The organism is Halomonas sp. 3D7M, from assembly GCF_014897885.1.
In the GTDB taxonomy this organism is placed as follows: Bacteria; Pseudomonadota; Gammaproteobacteria; order Pseudomonadales; family Halomonadaceae; genus Vreelandella.
This window is the reverse complement of record NZ_JABUZF010000258.1, coordinates 23,706-47,343: the sequence shown is the minus strand read 5'-3', so window position 1 is coordinate 47,343 and position 23,638 is coordinate 23,706. Positions and strand designations below refer to the sequence as shown.

Sequence of the window (23,638 nt, the reverse complement as noted above, 5' to 3'; positions counted from 1 at the left end):
GCACTAGTCATAAGTACTAGTCAGCAGTGCTTTGCAATACGCCGCGGTTAATTTGATCTTCTTCGATGGATTCGAACAGTGCTTTAAAATTGCCCTCTCCAAAACCATCATCGCCCTTACGCTGGATAAACTCGAAGAAGATCGGACCAATCACCGTTTTTGAGAAAATCTGTAGCAAAATTCTGGTTTCGCCACCGCCTACAACGCCTTCACCATCAATCAAAATGCCACGGTTACGGAGTTTATCGAGGGGCTCTTGGTGATCTTTTACGCGCTCAAGCGATTTTTCATAATAGATGTTCGGTGGGCCAGGCATAAACTCAAGCCCCGCATCAGCAATTAAGTCAGTGCCGGTATAGATATCGTTCGTTGCAATGGCAATGTGCTGAATACCTTCGCCATTATACTCGCGCAAGTACTCTTCAATTTGGCTGTGATCGTCGGCACTCTCGTTAATCGGGATACGAATTTTGCCATCGGGAGAGGTTAATGCGCGGCTAGTAAGACCGGTGACTTTACCGGTGATATCGAAGTAGCGTATTTCACGGAAGTTAAAGGTGTCGTGATAAAACTTATACCACGTGTCCATATTGCCGCGAATAACGTTATGAGTGAGGTGGTCAAGATAGTAAAAGCCAAACCCTTTAGGCTTAGGGTTTACCTCATCTAACCATTCAAACTCATTTGAATAACAGCTGCCTTTTTCGCCATACGTATCAATAAAGTAAAGCAGCGAGCCGCCAATACCAACAACTGCAGGCGCATCGATGGACTTATTGCCAGTGAACTCTTCAGCCCCTAACTCAACGGCACGTTTTAGGGCGTGCTGAGCATCAACAACGCGCCAAGCCATGGCCGGTGCACAGGGGCCGTGCGCCTCAATAAACGCTGATGCATGCGAGTTAGGCTCGCTGTTAAGCAGATAGTTAATATCACCCTGACGATAAACGGTGATTGACTTATCACGGTGCTTGGCAACGGGGACGAAGCCCATTTGCCGAAACAGGCTGTCTAACTTTTCCGGCTCAGGATGGGCAAATTCAACAAATTCAAAACCATCGGTGCCCGCTGGGTTTGCATCGCTTATGGTTACTTTTGGCGCGTCATGAGGAAAAGGTCCCATCGCTGTCTCTCCTATTATTGTCTTGTAAGTGAACAAGCTCAGTATAGGGAAGAGGCGGTGCAATTAGGTTGCAAACTAACCTAAGATATCGCCAAATAGCGCACAGCTTGTGCGCAACTGGAGTGTTCTATGCACGGGATTTCTTTGGATCGATATGATCTTGCAATTTTATCAGTATTGCAGAAGAACTCAGCCCTCACCAATTCAGAGCTGGGAGAGCGCGTCAGCTTGTCTCCCTCTCAGTGCTCCCGGCGTAAAGCGCGGCTAGAAGCCGAAGGGGTGATTAAGGGGTATTCGGCGAGGCTTGATGCCTCCAGCCTGGGGTTTGGCTTGCGTGCGATCACCCGCGTTAATCTCAAAGCGCATGGTGAGAGCATGGATGATGATTTTGTAACGTTACTGACGAAGCACGCCATGGTGCGTGAGGCCTATTCTGTGTCGGGGGATGCGGACTATGTACTGCACGTTATCGCCAAGGACCTCACTGAGTTTTCAGACTTTATTCATCACCATTTATTACCTCATCCTAATGTCACCCAGGTTCGCTCTGAAATCATACTGCGGAGTATGAAAGAGGAGCAGGGGCTGCCGGTGAGTGGTGGCTAAGCGATGTCTGAAATTACTGACTTTTCAGACAAAGCCTAAGTAGCTACGTTAGTTTTGTGCCGTGAGGGCTCTATGCGTCTTAAATTTAACTGTCAGAATCGTATCGGTATTCTTCGCGATATAGTGGCCCAGTTTGCTGACTACCGCATAAATGTCGCGCGGGGCGAAGTTGGGGGCGAGCAGGGCAATACCATCTATTTGCATGTCCCGAAGTTGCTTAATGCTCAATTGAGCACGCTTAAACCGGCACTGGAAGCTATCCCAGGTGTTTTTGGCGTCAAACGCGCGAGCTTGATGCCCAGCGAGCGTCGTCATTTGGAGTTGGACGCATTGCTGTCTTCGCTGTCTGACCCCGTTATGTCGATAGATATGCAGGGTCGCATTGTAGCGGCCAACCGTATCGCCGTTCAGGTATTGGGGGTGCGCGTTCAAGAAGTACCAGGGCTATCGCTGGATCGCTACCTTGACGAAGTCGACCTTCCCGAGGTGATTCGCCGCAACAACTCACGTATCAATGGGCTGCGGATCAAGCTGAAAGGCGATACCTATCTCGCCGATATTGCGCCACTGCACACCGAAGACACCAAGGTGGATTCATTAGCCGGGGCGGTGGTGACATTGCACCGTGCCGACCGCCTCGGGGCACGGATTTATCAGGTGCAGCGCCAGGAACTGCGTGGCTTTGAGGCTATCTTTCAGTCGAGTTCGCGATTGGCAGCCGTGATCAATGAAGCGCGGCGCATGGCGCCACTGGATGCCCCGTTGCTGATTGTAGGGGAAACGGGGACTGGGAAAGAACTGGTCGCCAGAGCCTGCCATTTGGCAAGCCATCGCGGGCAAGCGCCGTTTGTGGTGCTCAATTGTGCCGGGCTGCCAGAATCAATGGCCGAGACAGAGCTTTTCGGTTACGCGCCGGGGGCTTTTGAAGGCGCCCGGCCAGAAGGAAAGCTTGGCCTTCTGGAGCTTAACGAAGGCGGCACCGTGTTTCTCGATGAAGTCGGTGAAATGAGCCCACGGCTGCAGACAAAACTGTTGCGTTTTCTTCAGGATGGCGGCTTCCGGCGTGTGGGTAGCGACGAGGAAACCTTCCTGGATGTCCGGGTGATCTGTGCCACTCAACAGAACCTGCCGCAGCTGTGTAGTGAAGGGCTGTTTCGGCTGGATCTTTATCACCGGCTTAATGTGCTGTTGCTACAGGTCCCTCCCTTACGTGAATGTTTGGACGGCATCGAGGAGTTGGCGAGCTATGTGCTTGATCGTGCGGCGCGCCAGATAGGTTGCCCTTTGCCTGAACTTTCACCTGCTGCGTTGGAAAAAATCACCCGCTACGACTGGCCGGGCAACGTGCGTCAGCTGGAAAATGTGTTGTTCCAGGCGGTGTCGCTATGTGAAGAGAAAGCCATTCAGCCGGTGCATTTGCGTCTTCCTCACAGCGAAGCGTCTTCTGAGCTAGCGGGTATTCCGTTAGAGGGACGCTTGAGCGACATGCTAGGCGAGGTGGAAAGAAATATCTTAAGTACGCTGTATCAGCAATATCCCTCCAGCCGTCAGTTAGGCAAGCGGTTGGGTGTTTCCCACACAACCATTGCCAATAAACTCAAACGTTACGGTATTGGTGCTCAAGACGGCACTTGAAAGCGTACTTGAGACAGCACTTGAAGCCGCATTCAAGACACTACTTAAGCAAAATCTTAAAAAAGTTCGTATAGCAGGTGAATTAACTGTCACGATTTATTTACAGTTTGTCAGAAAAATACAACAGCAGGACACCACGCTTCGGCATTTTTTTCTGAGCGTAACGATTACTTTACAGTTTCATGCCGCTTATACGGGCGGCGCCTCGCCGAATGCGATTTAAGCCCATTCCTGCCCTATGGCTATCTCCATAGACTCTTTATAGATTGCTCTTTATGACTGATTGACCGCAGTTGGTTGGCTTTTATAGGCAGTTAATCGCTCTTAAGTAGCTGTTCTAGCTGCTCATAATAAATAGCCTAAAAAACAATATAAATTTATAAGGTTTCCCAATGACAACGACAAATACGCCCCCCAAAACGCTGTGGCTGGGCCGCTGGGGGTTTGTGCTAGCAGCCACTGGTTCGGCAGTGGGCCTGGGTAATATCTGGAAGTTTCCTTACATCACTGGCGAGTTCGGAGGTGGCGCTTTTGTGCTGGTCTATTTGGCCTGCATATTGGCGGTAGGTGTGCCTATCATGATGGCTGAAATCAGCTTCGGGCGTCGTGGCAGGGGCAGCCCGATTGATGCTATCCGTCGAGTGGTGCATGAATCGGGGCGCGGCAGTTTCTGGTCGATCTTTGGCTGGATGGCCATGCTGTGTGGTTTCATGATTCTGTCGTTCTACGTGGTGGTCGCTGGCTGGTCATTTTCCTATCTATGGAAACTGCTGAGCGGCGGGCTAGCCGGTAATAGTGTTGATGATATGGCGGCAATTTTTGCCGCTAATAATGCCAATCCTTTCACGTTGGGTGCCTGGAGCACGCTAGTGACGGTGCTGACCATGTTCATCGTCGGCAAAGGCGTACAAGCAGGTATTGAAAAGAGTGTCAGTTGGATGATGCCAGGCATGGTGATCATGCTGGGCATACTGATCGGCTACGGTGCTTTTTCTGGTGGCTTTGCCGAAGCTTGGTCTTTTCTGTTTTCTTTCAATGCCGAAGGGTTAAGCAGTGAAGGGCTCTTAGCAGCACTGGGGCATGCCTTCTTTACCTTGTCGCTCGCGTCTGGTGCCATTCTTACCTACGGCTCTTACCTGCCAGAAGGGCACTCCATTGCACGCACGACATTCAGTGTGGCCATTGCTGATACCGTTGTCGCGCTGATGGCTGGCTTGGCTATTTTCCCGATTATTTTCGCTAACGGAATGAATCCCGGCCAAGGGCCAGGGTTGATTTTCATGAGCTTACCGCTGGCCTTCCAAGCAATGCCGTTTGGTACCTTGTTTGGTGTGCTGTTCTTCGTGATGCTATCAATGGCCGCGCTTACGTCGTCGATCTCAATGATCGAAGCGACAGTGGCTTGGCTCGTTGCCAGCAAAGGGCTGACGCGCAAGCAAGCATCCTGGGGTGTGGGCATCGTGCTGTGGTTGGTGAGCACCTTGGCAATGCTGTCGTTCAATGTGGGCGCGGATTGGACGGTGGCAGGCCGTACTTTCTTCGATTGGCTGGATTACCTGACCTCCCGCTGGATGATGCCGCTAGGCGGTTTAGGTACGGCGCTGATGGCAGGCTTCCTGCTGCGTACTGAACTATTCAGGGAAGAACTAGGGCTCTCCCGTACCCAGCACACGCTGTGGCTGTTTATGGTGCGTTACGTCAGCCCGTTAGGCATCGTGTTAATTTTCATCGATGCGCTTGGCCTTGCCACCCTTCAAGTAGGCACTCAGTGGCCGTGGTTGCTAGCCCTGCTGGTGGTTATTACCGTGGTGGGAGAGTTAGCTAGCCCACGACTGCGGCATCAGGCTTCCTGAAGCAACTCATTCGAATAAGACATTAAGAAGAGTCATCAAAGCGCTCTCATCGATAGTCGATGGGAGCGCTTTGCGATAGAGGGATACGTTGCTGGGATGTTAATCAACACGCTTCACTGTGCCGCTAAGGCATCAAAGGCATTGGCGTTAGGGCATAAGCGACGGCACTCATCAAGCTCGGCATTGGCCCGCATCGCTTTCCAACAATCGCCAACGGCTGCACAAGCGTTGCAGGTGTCACACAGTGCACGATAGTCGGCATGATTTATCAGAACATTTCTACGAAGCTCATTCTCTTTAAGACCAAAGCGCTGCAGCATAACTGGCATTAAGGTTTTGGCTGGGCTGAAATGAGCGGGGTGGCCTGCTGCTAGCTGCCTTGCCACTGCCTGCTCAAAGCGTGGTTCTAGCGGTCTTTCCAGGTCATTGATCAGTGCATCATAGCTAGCCCCTGCTTGCTGCTTTATGTTGCGGGCTAACGTCGCGGTTGATGCTGTATAGCAGCGCTCAGTGAGGCGTCCCCACCAAGAGGTGGTATCGGTGTGCTGAGCAGTATCCATGGTCAATCTCCCTCGGCGGTTCTTGATGATGACATCAGTATCAACCGACGAGAGATAAACTATCTTGACGCGGATCAAGTTGGTTTCAAGTGAAACAGAAGGTGAGTAGAGGTGAAAGTGGGGGAAGATGATAGAAAAGTAGCTGCTTATAGGGCGTCATCAGCATGTGAGTGCTGCTCTCACCGCCTATTATACGGCAGCGGCGAGAGCACCTAATCTAGCGGCTCAGTGACTAACAACACTCGCTTCGATACGCTCTTCGGTCGCCGCATTGACTAACTGTTCATGAAAGAAGGCAAGTGCGGCAGGCGCGTCAACACCACGACTCTTTATCGACTCACTCCAGGCATCCTGTAAGTTGCTCGCAACGCCCCTCAGGTAATCAATGTCTTGTTCCGATGCTTGGGTAAAGGTTGCGCCATTTTCTTCACCAAATTCAACGCCGCGCTGGTCGGAAACATCCATCATGTAGCCAAACAAGCGTGACAGCCGTTCACCCGATACGCTTTCAATCGCCGCGCGGTCTTCGTCCGACACTTGGTCCCAGAACATCGGGTTCATAACAATCGCAAAGCTGCCGCGATAGAAGCCGCCGTCTACGGTAAGAGTGTGCGGAGCCACTTCAGCCACGCGGAAGCTGCGCAAGCTCTCAAGCGTTAGCATCGCGCCGTCGACAACACCCTGAGAGGCCGCTTCGTAGGTGCCGGTTGGAGGAATGGAAACCCCGGTCACTGACATTGCCTCGGCTAAACCACTCATCACCCCGCCACCCACACGCAGCCGTTTGCCAGCAAGCTCATCAATTGAGCTTATTTGATCACGGGTAAATATTTGCCCTGGCCCGTGTACGCCCATCGCGACGACATCAACACCACGGTGCTCATTGGCTTGCTGCAAATACTCTTGGTGGGTATGCCAATAGGCAGCAGAAGCATCTTCTGAAGAGAACTCCTCAAAGGTGGGGAATTCAGGTAACTGTGTAGCTAGAAAACGACCCGCCATATGGGCGTGAAAAATCCAGCTGGCGTCTGCAATACCATCAGCAACGATCTCCATTTGTGCAGGAGGAGGCCCCATGTCATGCACTACTTCTACCGTGACACGGTCATCCGTGGCTTCTTCAATCCACGCCTTCCAGGTTGGCCAAACAATGGTATTAATCCCGTGATTCGGCCCACCCCACGTGCTAACGGTGATCGTTGCCTGGGCAAATGAAGACATGCTGAACGCCATGCTGGAAAGCGCGATAGCACCCACGAGTAAGCGAGCGGGTTGTTTCATGTGGAAACTCCAAAACGACGTTATTAACGTCTGTGTTGTTATTGGTCACGCCTAACACCGAGCAAGTGGCGCCTTCTCAGGTGGCGTAAATCACATTGCTTACCTTGCCTTTAGATAGTTTCAATAGCAACTAATTTAAGCTTGATTGAGTTGATACTTAAGTCTTAATTTTTGAAGTTTTGGATGCTCGCTCTAACGGGCAGTAAGTCTTGGTGGTCTCGATCGGCTGATTCAACGAATCGGAATAGCGGTCTCTTCTTTGATATTACGCAGCACGAAATTGGAGCTGACCTGTGAGATACCGTCCAAGGTGAAGAGTTTTTCATTCAGAAATCGGTCATAAGCCGCCATGTCTTCGATAACCACCCGCAGTACGAAATCGGCGTTGCCGGTGGTGGCATAGCACTGCAGCACTTCTGGATATTGCAGAATGCGATTTTCGAACTCGACGGTATTGTCGATGTGGTGGCGAACCAACGTCACCATGACCAGTGCTGATAGTGGTTGGCCCACTAGGCTGGGTTCCACCAACGCTGCAAAGCGGCGGATAACGCCACTCTCCTCCAGGGCTTTTACGCGTCGCCAGCAGGCAGCGGGGGAGAGCCCGATCTGTTCGGCGAGCTCATTGTTGGTAATACGCCCCTGTTGCTGAAGCAGGGTAAGAATGCGCTGATCATGCCTGTCTAAGGTGATGTCTTTGGTTGCTTCTTTCATGGTGTCATTTCATTTATTTGTGGTTTGTTGAATATCATTGCGTCAAAGCTAAAAAAATGAAAGTAATGATTAATAACCAGACGTTTGGAGAGCTAATTAGCAAGCACCTTTAGTGCGCTCTTGGCTAGACTCAGAGGTATTACAACCATAACTCTTCAACCGTACTGGTGAACTCTCATGACAACCCCCTCAATTGCTGAGCAGGCGGGTTCTATTACCCAGCCTCTCGAGATCGCACTCGATAATTATCAGCTGGCCGTCCGCTATAGCCGTGGCGAAGGCCGTATTTTTCTTACTGGCACCCAGGCATTGGTACGCATCGCCTTACGCCAAGCCGAGCTTGATCGCCACAATGGCCGCCAAACGGCAGGGCTTATCAGTGGTTATCGTGGCTCGCCCTTAGGCGGTGTAGACCAAGAAATTTGGCGGGCGAAAGCCGCTATGGAAGCGCATCACATCGATTTTGTCCCTGCGATCAACGAAGACCTGGCCGCTACCATGATGCTTGGTTGCCAACAGGTAGAGACAGATCCTGAGCGGCAAGTCGAAGGTGTCTTCGGCATGTGGTACGGCAAAGGGCCAGGCGTTGACCGTGCGGGCGATGCGTTAAAGCACGGTAATGCCTACGGTAGCTCACCAACGGGTGGTGTGTTGGTGGTCGCGGGCGATGACCATGGGTGTGTGTCATCGTCGATGCCGCATCAGTCGGATGTCGCCTTTATGGCCTGGTTTATGCCGGTCGTAAGCCCTGCGTCATTGGCGGAATATGAACGCTTTGGGTTATGGGGCTATGCACTTTCACGCTTCTCGGGTTGCTGGGTGGGGTTCAAAGCCGTTTCCGAAACAGTAGAGAGTGGCGCATCGGTGGACGTGCCGCCCTTGCCGGAATATGTCACGCCGGATTTCGAAATGCCGGAAGGCGGGCTGCACTATCGCTGGCCGGACCTACCGGGGCCGCAGCTTGAGACTCGCCTTGAGCACAAGCTGGCCGCCGTTCAGGCGTTTGCCACCGCTAACCCGATTGATCAGTATTTATTTCGCCAAGAACAGGCGACGTTTGGGCTGGTTACCACAGGCAAGGGCCACCTGGATTTACTTGAGGCGCTGCGTTTGTTGGGGCTGGATGAGGCGAAGCTGCGTGAATTGGGGGTGGAAATATACAAAGTCGGGATGGTGTGGCCGCTCCATCGCCCCGGCATTCTTGAGTTTATTCATGGCAAGCGCGAAGTGCTGGTCATTGAAGAGAAGCGCGGCATTATTGAAAGTCAGCTTAAAGAGTACATGTCCGAACCCGACCATCCTGGCGAGGTCATCGTGACCGGCAAGCAGGATGAAACTGGCAAACCGCTGATTCCCTTTGTTGGAGAGCTGGGCCCGCGCCTCTTAGCAGGCTTTGTCGCCGAGCGTTTAGCGCGCTTTTTCGACATTGATTTTAGCGACAAGCTGGCAACCGTTGATGCTTGCCAAGCCGGTGTTAAGGAGCTTGGTGGTGTGCGCCGCATGCCGTATTTCTGCTCCGGTTGCCCACACAATAGCTCGACTAATGTGCCAGAGGGCAGTAAAGCCTTAGCGGGCATCGGCTGTCATTTTATGGCGTCGTGGATGGGCCGCAACACCGAATCGTTAATTCAGATGGGCGGCGAAGGCGTTAACTGGGTGGGCAAGAGCCGCTTTACCGGCAATGGGCATATTTTCCAGAACTTAGGCGAAGGCACCTGGTTTCACTCGGGCTCGATGGCGGTGCGTCAGGCAGTGGCTGCCAACGTCAATATTACCTATAAAATCCTGTTCAACGATGCGGTTGCCATGACGGGCGGTCAACCCGTGGATGGGCAAATTAACGTGCCGATGATCGCCCGGCAGTCGCTGGATGAAGGTGTTCGTCGGGTAGTGGTGGTCAGTGATGAGCCCGAAAAATACCGCGGGCATGAAAAGGAGTTTCCTAAGCAGGTAACCTTCCACGGGCGTGAAGAGATGGATACGCTGCAACGTGAACTGCGCGAAATTCCTGGCTGCACCGTGTTGATTTATGACCAAGCATGCGCGGCTGAAAAGCGCCGTCGGCGCAAGCGTGGTTTGATGGAAGACCCCGCCCGCCGGGTGTTCATTAACCATCATGTTTGCGAAGGTTGTGGTGATTGTTCTGTACAGTCCAACTGTTTATCGGTGGTGCCTCGCGAGACCGAACTAGGCCGCAAGCGCAAAATCGATCAGTCGTCCTGCAATAAGGATATGTCCTGCGTCAGTGGCTTTTGCCCCAGTTTTGTTACGGTTGAAGGTGGCGGGCTGCGTAAAGGCCAGGGCGTCACCGCAGATAATGCCTTTTGGCAACGCATAGCGCATTTGCCAACCCCTGCGATTGCCACTTTAACGGCCCCTTATGACTTGCTGGTGGGAGGCGTTGGTGGCACGGGCGTGGTGACCGTTGGGCAACTGATTACCATGGCCGCACACCTGGAAGGTAAGGGCAGCAGCGTGCTCGACTTTATGGGGTTTGCGCAAAAAGGCGGGGCAGTCCTTAGCTATGTGCGTCTGGCATCACAGCCCAGTGAGCTGAATCAGGTACGTATCGAAGCTGGCCAGGCCGATGCGATGATCGCTTGCGATATGGTCGTGGCGAGTTCGCAGAAAGCGCTAAATGTGCTGCAGCCGACCACGCGTATCGTGGCGAATCTGGCGGAGCTAGCCACGGCGGATTATGTCCTTTATCGCGATGCGGATATGCAGCCCAGTAAGCGCCTTAACATGCTGTGTGAAGCGGTTGGCGAGGAACGCTTTGCTTCCCTGGATGCCAATCGCCTAGCCGAACAGCTGCTGGGCGATACGGTGTTTTCCAATATGATGATGCTCGGGTTTGCCTGGCAGCAGGGGCTGGTGCCGCTTTCTGAACCTGCGCTGCAGCGTGCTCTGGAGCTTAACGGCGTCGCTGTGGAGAAGAACCGTCAGGCATTTGCCTGGGGTCGCTTGGCTGCGGTGGAACCCGACTATCTTCAGCAGCATCTGGACACGCTTCCCCTATCCGCGAATGCCACACTGGACGATGTAGTGGCGCGTAACAGTCGCCACCTGGAGCGCTATCAGAACCGTGCCTGGGCTGAGCGTTACGTTACTCAAGTAACGAAAGTGCGTGAGGCCGAAGCAGCGCTAAACGGTGGCCAATCGTTGAGTGAAGCCGTCGCCCATCAGCTCTATCGCTTGATGGCGTATAAAGATGAGTATGAAGTGGCGCGCCTTTACACCCAGAGCGATTTTCTGGATGAGGTCAAAGCCACGTTCTCGGGTGATTACCAGCTAACCTTCCATTTGGCACCGCCACTGCTGGGTGGCCGTAAAGATGCGCAAGGGCGTCCGGTGAAGCGCCGCTTCGGCCCTTGGGTGCTGAAGGCAATGGGCACGTTGGCCAAGCTGCGCGGTTTGCGCAACACCGCGCTTGACCCTTTCCGCTTCAGCGCTGATCGTAAACTCGACCGCGCTTTATTGGCTGACTATGAGCAGTTGATTGATGAGTTAGTGGCCCGTCTTGATGGCACGAATCACGCCACGGCCTTAACGCTTGCTAAGTTGCCAGAAGAAATTCGTGGTTTTGGACCCGTCCGCGAAGCTGCCGCTGAGAAAGCCAACGAGCGGCGTGAGACGTTGCTGAAGGAGCTACGTGAAGGTCGCTCGAAGACCATCGCTGTCGAAGCCGCTTAAGGCAACTCAATATAGGTAAAAAAGGCCACGCAATGCGTGGCCTTTTGCTAGGTAGCGATACAGTTGATTCAACTATGCCTCTTTTCGGCGGCGTACCAGCAGCCAGTGGCTTAGCAAGGCGAGTAGCCCCATCAGCCCAATCGTTAAGGCCATGGTGCGCGAGCTGCCGTCGTGGAATTGCCCGACTAACCCACCTACCACAGCGGCAATCGTCATTTGCAGGAAACCAAACAAAGAAGACGCTGCGCCCGCACATTGAGGGTTGGGCGCCAGTGCCCCGGCCATTGTTTGTGGCATCAAAATGCCGACCCCCAGCATGAACACCATATGCGGCCCCACCACCGCCCACGGGTGATGAACGCCAACGGTGGCCAAGCCCGCCATGACGACGCCCCCAGTTGCGCAGATTACGCTGCCCAGGGTAACGAGGCGATCACGACCTAGGCGGTGGCTGTAGCGACCGCTGACCAGAGTGCCGAAGAAGAAGCCCGCGACAATCAGTGTGAACAGCACGCCATACAACGTAGGTGCGACGCCCAGGTACTCGATGAGTACAAAAGATGAGCCAGAAAGGTACGCGAATAGCCCGGAGAACGCGGCCGCATTCACCAAGGTGTAGCCGATAAAGGCACGCTGAGTCAGTAGTAAGCGGAAATTAGCCAGTACTGTTTTCGGGTGAATCGATTGCCGTCGCTCCTTCGCCAACGGCTCGGGCAGCATAAATATCAGTACCGCCAGCATCACTGCCGCGTAGAGCGCCAGCAATACGAACACCGATTCCCAGCCAAAAAACAGCAGTAACCCCGCGCCCACCACAGGGGCCAGAGCAGGGGCGAGGGCCATCGTGCTTGCCATATAGGAGAGAATGCGCCCAGCCTCGATCGGACCATGAATATCACGCACCGATGCCCGTGCTAATACCGGTCCAGCAGCACCGCCGAAGGCCTGTAGAAAGCGACCTACCAGCAACCACTCGACGCTAGGCGCCCAGGCACACAGTAGGCTCGCCGCGAGAAACAGCGATAACCCTGCGATCATCACCGGGCGGCGGCCAAAGCGATCAGAGATTGGCCCGCACAATAGTTGGGCCAGCGCGAATCCAGCCATATAGAGGCTAAGGGTCAGCTGTATTCGGTCTGGGCCAGTAGTCAGCGCTTCAGCCATCGCGGGCATGGCTGGCAAGTACATATCTGTGGCCAGTGGGCCAAGTGCAGTCACCGCGGCCAGTGCCACGACGGTGGCGGTAGAGGGCAGCTTTAGCACCCCTTAACTCCTTTTGGTTGGATGTGATGCCCCTTCGGACACGCGACGGGCGCCTTCCCGAGTGGAAAGACGCCCGCTTATGTTAGCCTGCTTAGTATAACTTAATCGTATCGCTTTATTTGGCTTGGCTTCAGCTTAGTTGGCGTCAGGCTGTGCCTCGGGTGCGGCTTTTTCGAAGGCTGGCAGCGCACGACAATTGGCAGCGATGCGCTGGATCGTCGGGTAGGCTGACAAATCGCACTCGAAGCGCTCTGCGTTATACACCTGGGGAATCAGGCAGATATCCGCAAGCGTTGGGGTGTCGCCATGGCAAAAGTCGCCGCTGCTGGGGTCAGTAGAGAGCGTCGCTTCCAGAGCTGAGAAGCCCTCGGTAATCCAATGGCGATACCAGGCTAACTTGGCCGCCTCATCCACCCCCAACTCACCGACGAGATACTTGAGCACCCGCAGGTTATTGAGCGGATGAATCTCGCAAGCCACCGACTGGGCAAGCGCACGAACTCTTGCGCGCGCTAACGCATCAGCCGGTAGCAGCGCAGGCTCGGGGTGTACCTCATCGAGATACTCACAGATCGCCAGCGACTGGTTAACCACGGTGCTATCGTCAAGTATCAGGCTAGGCACCATCCCCTGAGGGTTGCGCGCCAGATGGTCGCCACCCCGCTGCTCGCCTTTCACCAAGTTGATCGGAACCTGATCGTAGCCCAGGCCTTTCAGGTTTAAGGCGATCCGCACCCGGTAAGCAGCCGACGAGCGGAAATAGCCGTATAGCGTCGTCATGTTGCCTTCCTTGTGTTGGCTTTATTTGGGCTGGTACTTCACGACTTGCTGATCGATGGTACCAAAGAGGTTGTTGCCATCGCGGTCAAACATCTCGATGCGCACCCGGTCGCCAAAGCGCATAAAGGGAGTTTTCACCTGGCCGTACAGTATCTGCTCGACCATGCGTACTTCGGCTAAACAGCTATAGCCGACGCCGCCGTCAGCCACCGGCTTTCCAGGGCCGCCATCAGGGTCTGGGTTGGAAACAGTACCTGAACCAATCACAGCGCCCGCGCCGAGGTAGCGGGTCTTGGCCGCATGGGCAACCAGCTGTGGGAAGCTGAAAATCATATCGGGACCCGCTTCTGGCTCGCCAAACTTCTCGTCATTCAGGTGCACGGTCAGCGGCAGGTGCACTTTGCCTTCTTGCCAAGCATCGCCCAGTTCGTCTGGGGTCACCGCGATGGGCGAGAAAGAAGAGGCGGGCTTGGCTTGGAAAAAGCCAAAGCCTTTAGCGAGTTCGCCTGGAATGAGGCCGCGCAGGCTGACATCGTTAACCAGCATTACTAGCTTAATGTGCTTGGCGGCTTCCTCGGGGGTGACGGCCATCGGCACGTCATCGGTAATAACCGCGATCTCACCTTCAAAGTCGATGCCATGCTCTTCACTCACCGCCTCAATATCTTCGGTGGGCGCCAGGAAGCAGTCGCTACCGCCCTGGTACATAAGCGGATCGGTCCAGAAGGTTTCGGGCATCTCAGCATTACGCGCCTGACGTACCAGTTGGACATGGTTTAGGTAGGCAGAGCCGTCGGCCCACTGATAGGCACGCGGTAACGGAGAGTGCAGCGCACGCTGATCAAGCTCAAAAGCACCGTCGGCATTGCCATTGTTTAGCTGCGCATAGCGTTCTTCAAGCTGAGGGCTAACGGCTTCCCAGCTTTCAAGGGCCGCTTGAAGCGTGGGAGTAATATCAACAGCGCTTACGGCACGGGCGAGGTCGCGAGAGACGATGATAAGTTCGCCGTCGCGGCCTTTGTTAAGTGTTGCAAGTTTCATGGGCATTCAATCCTTGTCGTCAGGGGGCGATAAGTTTTACGGCTGGTTTGGGTTGAAGTGCGAACGCAGCGTTGACCAAACATCCACATAGTCACGTTGGCGGAAGTTAGCCTCCAGAGCCGCAGGGGTTGGGTGGAAGAAGTAGCGGCTTTCAAACATGAAGGCCAATGTATCGCCTATGAAGTGGGGCTTAAGCTCCGCGTTGGAAGCTTTCTCAAATGTCTCAGCATCCGGGCCGTGGGGTGACATTGAGTTGTGCAGGCTGGCACCGCCTGGAGTGAAGCCTTCCGCTTTCGCATCGTACTCGCCATGAATAAGCCCCATAAACTCGCTCATCAGATTGCGATGGAACCAGGGCGGTCTGAAGGTATTCTCGGCAACCATCCAGCGCGGCGGGAAGATCACAAAATCAAGATTGGCCATTCCCGGCGTATCGGAGGGGGACGTTAATACGGTGAAGATTGACGGATCCGGATGGTCGAAGCTCACCGTATTGATGGTGTTGAAGTTGGCGAGATTATATTTATACGGCGCGCAGTTGCCGTGCCACGCCACCACATCTAACGGCGAATGGTTGAGCTTTGTTTCCCAAAAACGACCAGAGAACTTAGCGACTAAGCGGTAATCACCTTCCAGGTCTTCATAGGCTGCCACCGGGCTTTGGAAGTCACGCGGGTTGGCTAAGCCGTTGGCGCCGATGGGGCCGAGACCGGGTAGTTCTAGAGGGCTGCCGTAGTTCTCACAAATATACCCCCGCGCAGCGTCAACACCCTGTGCTTTACGCACTTGGAACTTCACACCGCGAGGAATAACGGCAATCTCACCGTTATCAATCTCGATTTCACCAAATTCGGTGCGTAGACGAATAGCCCCCATCTGCGGAACGAAGAGCAGTTCGCCATCTGCGTTGTAGAAAAAACGTTCGGTCATGTCTTCATTGAACGTATAAACATGCACGCCCACACCGGCCTGGGTGGCCGCATCCCCGTTCACTGCAATGGTAAACAGGCCATCGATAAAGTCAGTCGGTGCATCCGGTATCGCAACCGGGTCCCAGCGCATTTGGTTGGGGTCCGCGGCGGGCTTCTCTAACGGGGCCGTGTGTACGTTGTTATTTTCCAGTGGCTGATACGCGCTCTGAACAACTGAAGGGCGAATGCGATAAAGCCAGCTACGAAAGTTTTGATGCCGAGGCGCAGTGAAGGCGGAACCAGTGAGTTGTTCAGCATATAAGCCGTAAGCACACTTTTGCGGTGAGTTTTGCCCAATTGGCAGTGCACCCGGCAGCGCTTCGCTTGAAAAGTGATTATGGAAACCGTTCTGATATTGCAATTGTTCAGTCATTGTTAAGACCTGCTGTGTTTGGATGTTACTTAAATAAATCTATCTTTTAGAGATCTAAGACGCGGCGATTAATCGCCATCACCAACCGCATGGGAAATGGCTGCTTCGAGCACGGTTTGGTCGCCGATATGATTAGCCAGTAACAGGATCAGGCGCGCATTGATGCGCTCGCTCTCTGCCTCGCTGCGGTCGCGATGTAGCGCGGTGAGTGCCGCGTAAAAAGCATCCGGGTCAGTAAAGTTGGGATTTAATTCAAGCCTTGGCATGGCAACGCTCCTGAAAGGTCGTGTCAGCGGTACCCGCAAGATAAACGCCCAGCGCGCGGTCTAATGCGTCTTCAACCTGGTGGGCAGTGACGGTGTGCCAGCGAGCAGTAACGTGCTGATCAGGACGGATAAGGTATCCGCCACCCGCTTTCAGGCCGTAGCGTTGTGTCACTAGCCCTTCGGTATCGTCTATCACGGTGGTGCGCGGTAGAGCGCCAAACTCATCCGGAGCTGGGCCAACCACCACAAGGCGTAAGTCAGTGTGGCGATCTAACAGCTCGCTCAGCTCTCTTAACGGCGCAGTGGCGTGACCGTCATCAATACGGCCATCGAGTAGCAGTACAAAACCATTACCCAACTGATTGAGTAGCCAAGCGTTCTGCTCGCCCAGGCGAATGGGGGCGTCCTTAGCCGAGCTACCAGGGCGCAGTTCGCTTGGGCCACCATCAACATCGGGCGTATTAAGCGGTGAGCTATCGTAGCGACACGGCATGGAAAGACGGCCGCTGTTAACTAGACTACGTGCGAAGGCATGTTTCTCCGCCAGCTCCAGCGTCACATCGCGGAATACCTGGCTGATATGGCTCTTCGGGGTAATAAAGTCAGTGGCGCGGGTAGAGTTAAGCAGGTTTTCTGTCGCACCGTGCTGGCGCTCGGTGTTATACGTGGATAAGAGAGTTTTCGGCGCCTGCGCTTTGAGAACTCGCGCCAGTTTCCAGGCTAAATTCTCCACACCCTGCAGGGCGCCGTTGGCACCTCTGGCGCCAAAGGGGGATACCTGATGAGCTGCGTCGCCCATAAATATCACGCTGTGATGAATGAAGTTATCCATCTTGCGGCAGCGGAAGGTGTAGACACTGGCCCACTCAAGCTCAAACTCCACGTCCGGGCCAAGCATCGCCTGCACGCGCGGGCGAATGTTCTCTTCTTTCTTTTCTTCTTCCGGGTCAGCGTCCCAGCCTAGCTGGAAGTCGATACGCCACACATTGTCGGGTTCTTTGTGCAGCAGCACCGATTGATTAGGATGGAAGGGCGGATCAAACCAAAACCAGCGCTCTGTCGGGAAATCAGCCTTCATCACCACATCCGCAATCAGGAAGCGGTCTTGAAATACCTGGCCTTTGCAGTCAAGGCCTAGCATGTCGCGGATGCGGCTGTTGGCACCATCCGAAACAAGCAAATAGTCACAGGTCAGTGAGTAGTCACCATCCTGAGTCGACACCTTGATGGCGGTGCTGTCAGGCTGAGCATCAACATCAATGACCTTATGCTTCCAGCGCAGATCAATTTGCTCAGCAAAGTCGTGAGCGCGATTGACCAGAAACTCTTCAAAGTAATACTGCTGCAAGTTAATAAAAGCGGGAATGCGGTGGCCATCTTCTGGCAGCAGGTTGAAGTCGTAGACCTCGCGGTCCTGAAAGAAAACGCGGCCATGTTGCCAAGTGACGCCCTTTTCAAGCATTGGCTCGACGCAGCCTAAACGGTCAATAATTTCCAGTGAACGCTTGGCAAAGCACAATGCCCGCGACCCCACGCTAACGGTGTTGTTGTCGTCCAGGACAATCGAATGAATGCCTTGCTGAGCCAAATCGATAGCGGCGGCGAGGCCGCTAGGTCCGGCACCGACAATCACCACCGGATAATGGCTAACATCTTGAACATCAAGCTCAGGCGGGCGTCGGTAAGGATAGACAGGATTTTTATAGGTTGTTGGCATCTATTGCTCCCCTGCAGCGTCGGGTGAATGACACCCGACAGCTGGGCATGATCAGTGGGTGTCTCTGGTTAGCACTTACTGATTCTCGACGGCGTCCTGCAGGGAGTGCCACATAGCGGTATCGCGCTCTGCCGTCCAGATACGTGGATCTGGGTATTCGCCGCCTGCTTCGTCGTAGCAGCGAGTGATATCGAAAGGCACGCAGTGATCGAAGATGACCCAGTGGCCATATTTCGGCTTAAGAACCGCATAGGTCTCGGCGTAGCACTCGGAGAGTGATTTACCCGCCGCCTTGCCTGCTTTGACGCTGCCATACATATCATTCAAGAAGTCGCGGGTGCCTTGAATGGCTTCCTGGCACTGCTCGGCATTTTGCAGCGCATCGCCGCGGCCGGGCACCAGCTTCTGAGGCTGCATGGCCTGTAGGCGATCAAGCGTTGTAGGCCAGTCCTCGTGGTAAGCATCACCGGTATAAGGGGTGGCGCCATACTCAACGAGGTCACCGGAAAACATGATTTTTTCTTTCGGTAACCAGACAACGGTGTCGCCCTTGGTGTGTCCGCGGCCAAGGTGAATGATCTGCACCTCACGCTCACCCATAAACACCGTCAGCTTTTCCTGGAAGACGATGGTTGGCCAAGTCAGGCCAGGCACAGAATCGACTCCTTTGAACAGACGCGGGAAGCGGCCAACCTCGGATTCATAATCTTGCTGACCACGCTCAACAATCAGGTCATAGGTGCTCTGGCTCGCGTAGATATTCTCGGCATCGTATGCGGATGCGCCGAGAACACGCACGGCATGGTAATGGGTCATGACCACATGCTTAATCGGTAGGTCAGTCACCTCGCGGATACGGCGGATAACGTCCTGGGCCATGATCGGCGTTGCCTGGGTGTCGATGACCATTACGCTGTCATCGCCAATCACTATGCCCGTATTGGGGTCACCTTCAGCCGTGTAAGCATAGAGCCCCTCTGCCAGCTTAGTGAAACTGATCTGTTTCTCTTCGGTATCGGCATGGGACGCGAATTTCTTACTCATGGTATCTCCGGTGCTAACAGGGTGGTTCAGCTGTTTATTGGGTTGTTGTATGTCATGAGGATAGTTTCTAATGAAACTAAATGTCCAGCGCTCTATAGGCGAGCCAGCCGTTCTTGTGCATGAAATCGACAATAAATCCCAGTGAATCAGATGATTATTGCAAACTAATACCTAAGTATAATAATTAAAATCAGCAAATTAGTTGCATAAGAGAGTATCTGTCGGCACTGTTCTGGCTAATGCTGACAGGGCTTGCCCTGAGCATTGGCAACCTAACGCTGATGACATTTTTGTTTGATAAAGGCCAGTAAACGGTGAGTCGTTTTATTTGAAATAGCGTTATTGGATGGAGCCAAGAGGACTCTCTTCCTCAAGGTGGTCAGTATGATGGGCGCGTTGCTGGTGTCTATATTCCCAGCTATGGTGCTGATTTTTATCATCACCACCCCTGACAAACGGTGGCTCTAGGAGAAACACAATGACGATGGATAAAGCAGCAAGCGATGCTCCTCTGGAGTCTTCAGCCAGGGCAGAGCTAGATCTCAACCAGTTTTTACCCTATCAGCTTAACCGTTTAGCTGACCGCATCAGCCAGGCGTTAGAGAAGCTATATGCCGAGTCTTATGATCTCAACATCGCCCAGTGGCGCGTGCTTGCGTGGTTAAGCCACTGTGATGACTTAACCGCTAAGAAGGTGTGTGCCTACACCAATATGGATAAGGCGCGCGTGTCTCGGGCTATTCAGTCGCTGGAAGAGCGTGGGCTGATAAGTCGCACGCCATCCCAGCAAGATCAGCGACTGCATGATTTACATCTGACAGAGGTAGGGCAAGCGCTACTTAATAAACTAGTGCCCGAAGCTCAGGCGTGGGAAGCCGACCTAGTGTCTACCCTCAGCGTTGGTGAATATCGTGATTTGCTCAATACCATGCGCAAGCTTGAACGGCAGTTGGAGAGAATTGGTTAACAGCGAGACATCCTACAGACAAGCCAAGATGGCAGAAGGTACCTCTATGTCGATATCCCTACGTCGTCACTGGTGTGTCATTGATATCAAAGAAAATGTGATTTGTGTAACAAAAGCTGGATTCTAAATTATTCCCCAAGAGCCATTGATAGTGACTCGGAGAGGTGGCTTTTTCCATATAAATATTTGTAAATTAAACCCTATTTGGAGATTCATACTTAAGTATTAGCATCTATTGGTCGATGGGTTGTTGCATGGCCCAGGTATCTTTAGGCATTGTGATAAATAACGTGATTCGCTAGATTTTAAAAAGATAAAAATAAAGTATCATGTTTTGCGCTTCGACTTCGTGACGACCAGAGGAAAGAAAAGTGAATAAAACAACAAACCTGATGATTGGCGCTATCGCCGCCGCAACGCTGAGCACCACCGCCTTAGCGCAAACGACCATCACCGTGAGTACCTGGGCAGGCCCCAATCACGGCATTAACACCATCGTCTGGCCAACCTGGAAAGCGTGGATTGAAGAAGCCACAGAAGGCCGCGTAACAGTCGACGTGATACATGATATGGGACCCCCGGCGTCACAAATGGAAATGGTCGCTGATGGTATCGCTGATGCTACCTGGGTTTTTCACGGCTATAACACTGGTCGCTTCCAGTTAACCAAATTGCCGGAGTTTCCCACCTTTCAAGAGTTCTCATCAGAAAATGCCTCAAGTGCCTATTGGCACACACACCAAGAGTACCTGGCAGCCGCGGGTGAACATCGTGGCGTAGATGTTGTGGCTGCTGGTGTCCACGGGCCTGGCTGGATCTTCAGCAGTGAAAAGTATGAAACCTTAGAAGACCTTAAAGGTAAGCGTATTCGCGTTGGCGGTGGCGTGATGGGGGATCTCTCCAATGCCCTGGAGCTGACCGGTGTCGCCTTGCCGCCCACAGGCGTTTATGAAGCGGGTTCTCAGGGCGTCATCGATGGGGCCATGCTTGTTCCAGAAGGTCTGCGCAGCTTCCGTGTCGCCGAGATTTTCCCCTATACCCTCACGGTAGACGGCGGTTTCTACCGCGGTAGCTTCACCATCGTCGTCAACCCGATGATCTGGGATGAAATGTCGCCCGAAGATCGTGAAGCTGTTGAATCTGTCTCTGGTGAGCGCCTGTCTCGTTTGTTTGGTTACATGATGGATGTTGTGGATGTCCGAGGCGTCGACTTTGCCGAAGAGCTTGGTCATACCTTTACCGAACTCGGTGACGAAGATCTCAATACGCTGAAAAGCATGAGTGACAGCATGATTGCCGAGTGGGCTGAATCTGTTTCAGAAAACCGCAACGTTGATGCGATGGCCGCTATCGAGTTCTATCGCGAGCAGCTTATCGCTGCAGCGGAAGAAGAGAGCGTCAGTAGCCTAGTACCAGATGAATTAGTGTCTGGCGAATCAGTACCAGACGACACACAGTAACCCCCACTGGCGCTAGATGGAGAGTGACCATGCAAACCCAAATGGCACGTGCTACGCGCGTTAGTCGGGTGCTGCAGTTGATGTTAGAGGGGGTGGCTGGCGCTACCCTCTTTGGCATGATGCTGTTGACCACTGCTGACGTAGGCGGCCGCTACTTTTTTAATTCCCCCATTCTAGGTGCTATTGAATTAACTCAGCTGATGTTGGCGGCATTGGTATTCCTGTCGCTGCCAGTCGTTTGTTGGCGTCAAGAGCATGTCAGCGTTGATCTGCTCGATGCGGTGTTTCCTGCAAAACTTATCTGGCTGCGTGAAGTGATCGTCAACCTGATCGTAACGGCGGCTCTTTGGGTGATGGCGCAGCGTGTATGGGCGCTGGCAGAGCGGGCTTTTTCATGGGGAGATGTGACGGAGTTTCTGCGTATTCCCTATGGCTATCTGGTCGGACTGATCGCCATCATGCTCGCGCTTTCAGCGCTACTGACTCTCATCCGAGCCGGTTTCTATCTGCTTGAGGGGCTTAAGGTAATCGAAAAAGGTGGCCCATTGAGTATAGGAGAGCCCCATGACTGAAGCGTTGTACGGTTTCGCAGTATTGTTGATACTCGTATTCCTGCGTGTGCCACTGGCGTTCGCGATGGGAATCGTTGGTTTCGCTGGGTTCTATCTATTAACGGGTAACTGGAATGCTGCCGAAGCAATGGCGGCGCGCCGAGTAGTAGACACCGCCATGGATTATGGCCTGTCCGTCATTCCATTGTTCATTCTAATGGGTAACTTTGTTTCTCATGCAGGCCTATCCGATGCCTTGTTTCGAGCCTCAAATGGTTTTCTAGGTCACCGCAAGGGTGGCCAGGCAATGGCGACAATCGTCGCTTGCGGTGGTTTTAGCGCGATATGCGGATCGAGCTTAGCGACGTGTGCCACCATGGGCCGAGTCGCAATGCCGCAAATGCGCAAATATGGTTATAAGGATTCACTGGCTGCCGCTTCCATCGCGGCGGGTGGCACCTTGGGTATCTTGATACCGCCCAGCGTCATGCTGGTGATTTATGGAATCCTGACCGAAACCAGTATCCGCGAGCTTTTTGCCGCAGGCTTTATCCCCGGCATTCTTGGCATCTTTCTTTATATTGGTGCCATCAAGTGGGTGCTTTGGCGTGACCCCGCCGCTGGCCCTGCGGCAGAGAAAGTGCCATGGCCAGAACGGATCAAGGCGCTAAAAAGCGTCGGCAGTACGCTAGCACTGTTTGTACTCGTGATTGGCGGTATTTACCTCGGGGTGTTTACGCCTACTGAAGCAGCTGGTATCGGTGCAATGGGCGCTTTCTTAATCGCGCTAATGCGTCGGGCGCTGACCCCACAAGTGTTAATGAACGTGTTAATGGACACCGTGCGCACCACCGCGATGCTGTTTGCTGTGGTGCTAACGGCGCTGATTTTCGCCAACTTCATCAACCGTGCGGGGCTGCCTGGCGACCTGCTAGCACTGGTGAATGGCCTGAATGTTGCGCCTTTTGTGGTCATTCTGGTGATTATCGCGATCTATGTCGTACTGGGCTGTGTGTTCGAAAGTATGTCGATGCTGCTGCTCACCGTACCAGTATTTTTCCCGGTTGTGGCGGGGCTGGGTTACGACTTGGTGTGGTTTGGCATTCTGGTCGTTATCGTCATTGAGATTAGCCTGATAATACCTCCCGTTGGGATGAACGTCTTCGTACTTAGGGCCGTCTTACCGGACGTATCCACAGGCACGATCTTCCGCGGTGTCACCCCGTTCTGGGTCGCGGGTACCCTACGCGCACTGTTGGTGCTTATCTTCCCTGCGATCGTGCTCTTCCTACCGCGACTGATGTATTAAAACGGCACGGTTCTCTTAACCTTCCCGCTAAACCAACGGATGACAGAGCGTATGCCCTGTCATTCGTTTTTGTTGCTTACTTCTTTATCAGGCTCTGTCGGCTGAGCCGTTACTGCCGCTTGGCGACCAAAGTTAGGATGTCGTAGCTGGCGACCAGCTCATCATGTTGATTGGTCACCGCCACGTCCCACATCACCACGCCTTGCGGGTGGCCGTCGGGAGATGCCCGACCCTGGTCAATCTTACGCTTACAGGTGAGGCGGGCGCGGATGGTGTCGCCAACCAGCACAGGCGTAATAAAGCGCAGCGTATCCAGGCCGTAGTTCGCCAGTACGGGACCTTCGCCTGGGTAAACGAACAAACCAGCAGCTGCCGACAGCACAAAGTAGCCGTGGGCAATGCGTTGGCCAAATTGGGTCTCTTTGGCAGCA

The 23,638-nt window shown here is 53.6% G+C and carries 21 protein-coding genes; 9 read left to right on the top strand and 12 right to left on the bottom strand.

Annotation, left to right across the window (positions count from 1 at the left end):
* Positions 1-16 precede the first annotated feature (16 nt).
* Entirely contained in the window at positions 17-1,123 is a 1,107-nt protein-coding gene (gene hppD, locus INT22_RS16470; protein ID WP_193068598.1) for a 4-hydroxyphenylpyruvate dioxygenase, read from the bottom strand.
* Between the two features lie 129 nt (positions 1,124-1,252).
* On the opposite strand from hppD, the gene INT22_RS16465 reads away from it, so the two are divergent.
* From INT22_RS16465 to INT22_RS16450, 4 genes are all read left to right on the top strand, one after another.
* A complete protein-coding gene (locus tag INT22_RS16465; RefSeq protein WP_193068597.1) occupies positions 1,253-1,729 on the top strand; it encodes an Lrp/AsnC family transcriptional regulator in 477 nt (158 codons plus the stop codon).
* Between the two features lie 72 nt (positions 1,730-1,801).
* A complete protein-coding gene (locus tag INT22_RS16460) occupies positions 1,802-3,364 on the top strand; it encodes a sigma-54-dependent transcriptional regulator (RefSeq protein WP_193068596.1) in 1,563 nt (520 codons plus the stop codon).
* Positions 3,342-3,587 carry a hypothetical protein gene (locus INT22_RS16455; protein WP_193085759.1) on the top strand — a complete coding sequence of 82 codons (246 nt, stop codon included), beginning with the start codon at positions 3,342-3,344 and terminating at the stop codon, positions 3,585-3,587. Before INT22_RS16460 ends, INT22_RS16455 begins: the two co-directional genes overlap by 23 nt.
* Positions 3,588-3,756: 169 nt before the next feature.
* A complete protein-coding gene (locus INT22_RS16450; protein WP_193068594.1) occupies positions 3,757-5,217 on the top strand; it encodes a sodium-dependent transporter in 1,461 nt (486 codons plus the stop codon).
* A 113-nt stretch (positions 5,218-5,330) separates the two neighbouring features.
* Here INT22_RS16450 and INT22_RS16445 read toward each other — a convergent pair whose 3' ends face one another.
* The 3 genes from INT22_RS16445 to INT22_RS16435 form a co-directional block, all read right to left on the bottom strand.
* On the bottom strand, positions 5,331-5,777 hold the full coding sequence (locus INT22_RS16445; RefSeq protein ID WP_193068593.1) for a DUF6455 family protein: 447 nt from the start codon (positions 5,775-5,777) through the stop codon (positions 5,331-5,333).
* A gap of 225 nt (positions 5,778-6,002) precedes the next feature.
* Complete coding sequence (locus tag INT22_RS16440; protein WP_193068592.1) at positions 6,003-7,058, bottom strand: TRAP transporter substrate-binding protein; 1,056 nt, start codon at positions 7,056-7,058, stop codon at positions 6,003-6,005.
* Between the two features lie 231 nt (positions 7,059-7,289).
* Positions 7,290-7,772, bottom strand: coding sequence for an Lrp/AsnC family transcriptional regulator (locus INT22_RS16435; protein WP_193068591.1), 483 nt, complete (start codon positions 7,770-7,772; stop codon positions 7,290-7,292).
* 177 nt (positions 7,773-7,949) lie between these two features.
* Between INT22_RS16435 and INT22_RS16430 the strand changes: the two genes are divergently transcribed.
* Complete coding sequence (locus INT22_RS16430) at positions 7,950-11,465, top strand: indolepyruvate ferredoxin oxidoreductase family protein (protein WP_193068590.1); 3,516 nt, start codon at positions 7,950-7,952, stop codon at positions 11,463-11,465.
* A 72-nt stretch (positions 11,466-11,537) separates the two neighbouring features.
* Here the strand turns inward: INT22_RS16430 and INT22_RS16425 are convergent, their stop codons facing one another.
* From INT22_RS16425 to INT22_RS16395, 7 genes are all read right to left on the bottom strand, one after another.
* On the bottom strand, positions 11,538-12,728 hold the full coding sequence (locus tag INT22_RS16425; protein ID WP_193068589.1) for a multidrug effflux MFS transporter: 1,191 nt from the start codon (positions 12,726-12,728) through the stop codon (positions 11,538-11,540).
* A 135-nt stretch (positions 12,729-12,863) separates the two neighbouring features.
* Positions 12,864-13,508 (bottom strand): maleylacetoacetate isomerase, encoded by a 645-nt coding sequence (gene maiA, locus INT22_RS16420; RefSeq protein ID WP_193068588.1) that lies wholly within the window; start codon positions 13,506-13,508, stop codon positions 12,864-12,866.
* 21 nt (positions 13,509-13,529) lie between these two features.
* Positions 13,530-14,549, bottom strand: a complete 1,020-nt coding sequence (locus tag INT22_RS16415) for a fumarylacetoacetate hydrolase family protein (protein WP_193068587.1) — start codon at positions 14,547-14,549, stop codon at positions 13,530-13,532.
* A gap of 36 nt (positions 14,550-14,585) precedes the next feature.
* Positions 14,586-15,893, bottom strand: coding sequence for a homogentisate 1,2-dioxygenase (gene hmgA, locus INT22_RS16410; protein WP_193068586.1), 1,308 nt, complete (start codon positions 15,891-15,893; stop codon positions 14,586-14,588).
* A gap of 68 nt (positions 15,894-15,961) precedes the next feature.
* Complete coding sequence (locus tag INT22_RS16405; RefSeq protein WP_089040449.1) at positions 15,962-16,159, bottom strand: DUF2783 domain-containing protein; 198 nt, start codon at positions 16,157-16,159, stop codon at positions 15,962-15,964.
* Entirely contained in the window at positions 16,146-17,876 is a 1,731-nt protein-coding gene (locus INT22_RS16400) for an FAD-dependent oxidoreductase (protein ID WP_193068585.1), read from the bottom strand. The genes INT22_RS16405 and INT22_RS16400 overlap by 14 nt, the downstream gene beginning before the upstream one ends.
* 75 nt (positions 17,877-17,951) lie before the next feature.
* Positions 17,952-18,920, bottom strand: a complete 969-nt coding sequence (locus tag INT22_RS16395; RefSeq protein ID WP_193068584.1) for an MBL fold metallo-hydrolase — start codon at positions 18,918-18,920, stop codon at positions 17,952-17,954.
* Between the two features lie 478 nt (positions 18,921-19,398).
* On the opposite strand from INT22_RS16395, the gene INT22_RS16390 reads away from it, so the two are divergent.
* From INT22_RS16390 to INT22_RS16375, 4 genes are all read left to right on the top strand, one after another.
* A complete protein-coding gene (locus INT22_RS16390) occupies positions 19,399-19,887 on the top strand; it encodes a MarR family winged helix-turn-helix transcriptional regulator (RefSeq protein ID WP_089040452.1) in 489 nt (162 codons plus the stop codon).
* Between the two features lie 371 nt (positions 19,888-20,258).
* Positions 20,259-21,347 carry a TRAP transporter substrate-binding protein gene (locus INT22_RS16385; protein WP_193068583.1) on the top strand — a complete coding sequence of 363 codons (1,089 nt, stop codon included), beginning with the start codon at positions 20,259-20,261 and terminating at the stop codon, positions 21,345-21,347.
* 29 nt (positions 21,348-21,376) lie between these two features.
* On the top strand, positions 21,377-21,919 hold the full coding sequence (locus INT22_RS16380) for a TRAP transporter small permease (RefSeq protein ID WP_193068582.1): 543 nt from the start codon (positions 21,377-21,379) through the stop codon (positions 21,917-21,919).
* The gene (locus INT22_RS16375) at positions 21,912-23,207 is read left to right on the top strand and encodes a TRAP transporter large permease (RefSeq protein WP_193068581.1); all 1,296 of its coding nucleotides are present in this window, start codon (positions 21,912-21,914) and stop codon (positions 23,205-23,207) included. The genes INT22_RS16380 and INT22_RS16375 overlap by 8 nt, the downstream gene beginning before the upstream one ends.
* 109 nt (positions 23,208-23,316) lie before the next feature.
* Here the strand turns inward: INT22_RS16375 and INT22_RS21285 are convergent.
* Positions 23,317-23,638, bottom strand: a 322-nt coding sequence (locus INT22_RS21285; protein WP_264298861.1) for a MaoC/PaaZ C-terminal domain-containing protein, incomplete at its 5' end; no start/stop codon positions are given.

Bases quoted from the DNA above. Each gene is read 5' to 3' on its own strand.
- INT22_RS16390 (WP_089040452.1), top strand. From the start codon at position 19,399: ATGACGATGGATAAAGCAGCAAGCGATGCTCCTCTGGAGTCTTCAGCC.
- INT22_RS16465 (WP_193068597.1), top strand. From the start codon at position 1,253: ATGCACGGGATTTCTTTGGATCGATATGATCTTGCAATTTTATCAGTA.
- INT22_RS16450 (WP_193068594.1), top strand. From the start codon at position 3,757: ATGACAACGACAAATACGCCCCCCAAAACGCTGTGGCTGGGCCGCTGG.
- INT22_RS16375 (WP_193068581.1), top strand. From the start codon at position 21,912: ATGACTGAAGCGTTGTACGGTTTCGCAGTATTGTTGATACTCGTATTC.
- INT22_RS16445 (WP_193068593.1), bottom strand. From the start codon at position 5,777: ATGGATACTGCTCAGCACACCGATACCACCTCTTGGTGGGGACGCCTC.
- INT22_RS16400 (WP_193068585.1), bottom strand. From the start codon at position 17,876: ATGCCAACAACCTATAAAAATCCTGTCTATCCTTACCGACGCCCGCCT.
- hppD (WP_193068598.1), bottom strand. From the start codon at position 1,123: ATGGGACCTTTTCCTCATGACGCGCCAAAAGTAACCATAAGCGATGCA.
- INT22_RS16435 (WP_193068591.1), bottom strand. From the start codon at position 7,772: ATGAAAGAAGCAACCAAAGACATCACCTTAGACAGGCATGATCAGCGC.
- INT22_RS16405 (WP_089040449.1), bottom strand. From the start codon at position 16,159: ATGCCAAGGCTTGAATTAAATCCCAACTTTACTGACCCGGATGCTTTT.
- INT22_RS16395 (WP_193068584.1), bottom strand. From the start codon at position 18,920: ATGAGTAAGAAATTCGCGTCCCATGCCGATACCGAAGAGAAACAGATC.
- INT22_RS16440 (WP_193068592.1), bottom strand. From the start codon at position 7,058: ATGAAACAACCCGCTCGCTTACTCGTGGGTGCTATCGCGCTTTCCAGC.
- INT22_RS16415 (WP_193068587.1), bottom strand. From the start codon at position 14,549: ATGAAACTTGCAACACTTAACAAAGGCCGCGACGGCGAACTTATCATC.
- INT22_RS16380 (WP_193068582.1), top strand. From the start codon at position 21,377: ATGCAAACCCAAATGGCACGTGCTACGCGCGTTAGTCGGGTGCTGCAG.
- INT22_RS16460 (WP_193068596.1), top strand. From the start codon at position 1,802: ATGCGTCTTAAATTTAACTGTCAGAATCGTATCGGTATTCTTCGCGAT.
- INT22_RS16430 (WP_193068590.1), top strand. From the start codon at position 7,950: ATGACAACCCCCTCAATTGCTGAGCAGGCGGGTTCTATTACCCAGCCT.
- hmgA (WP_193068586.1), bottom strand. From the start codon at position 15,893: ATGACTGAACAATTGCAATATCAGAACGGTTTCCATAATCACTTTTCA.
- maiA (WP_193068588.1), bottom strand. From the start codon at position 13,508: ATGACGACGCTATACGGCTATTTCCGCTCGTCGGCTGCTTACCGGGTG.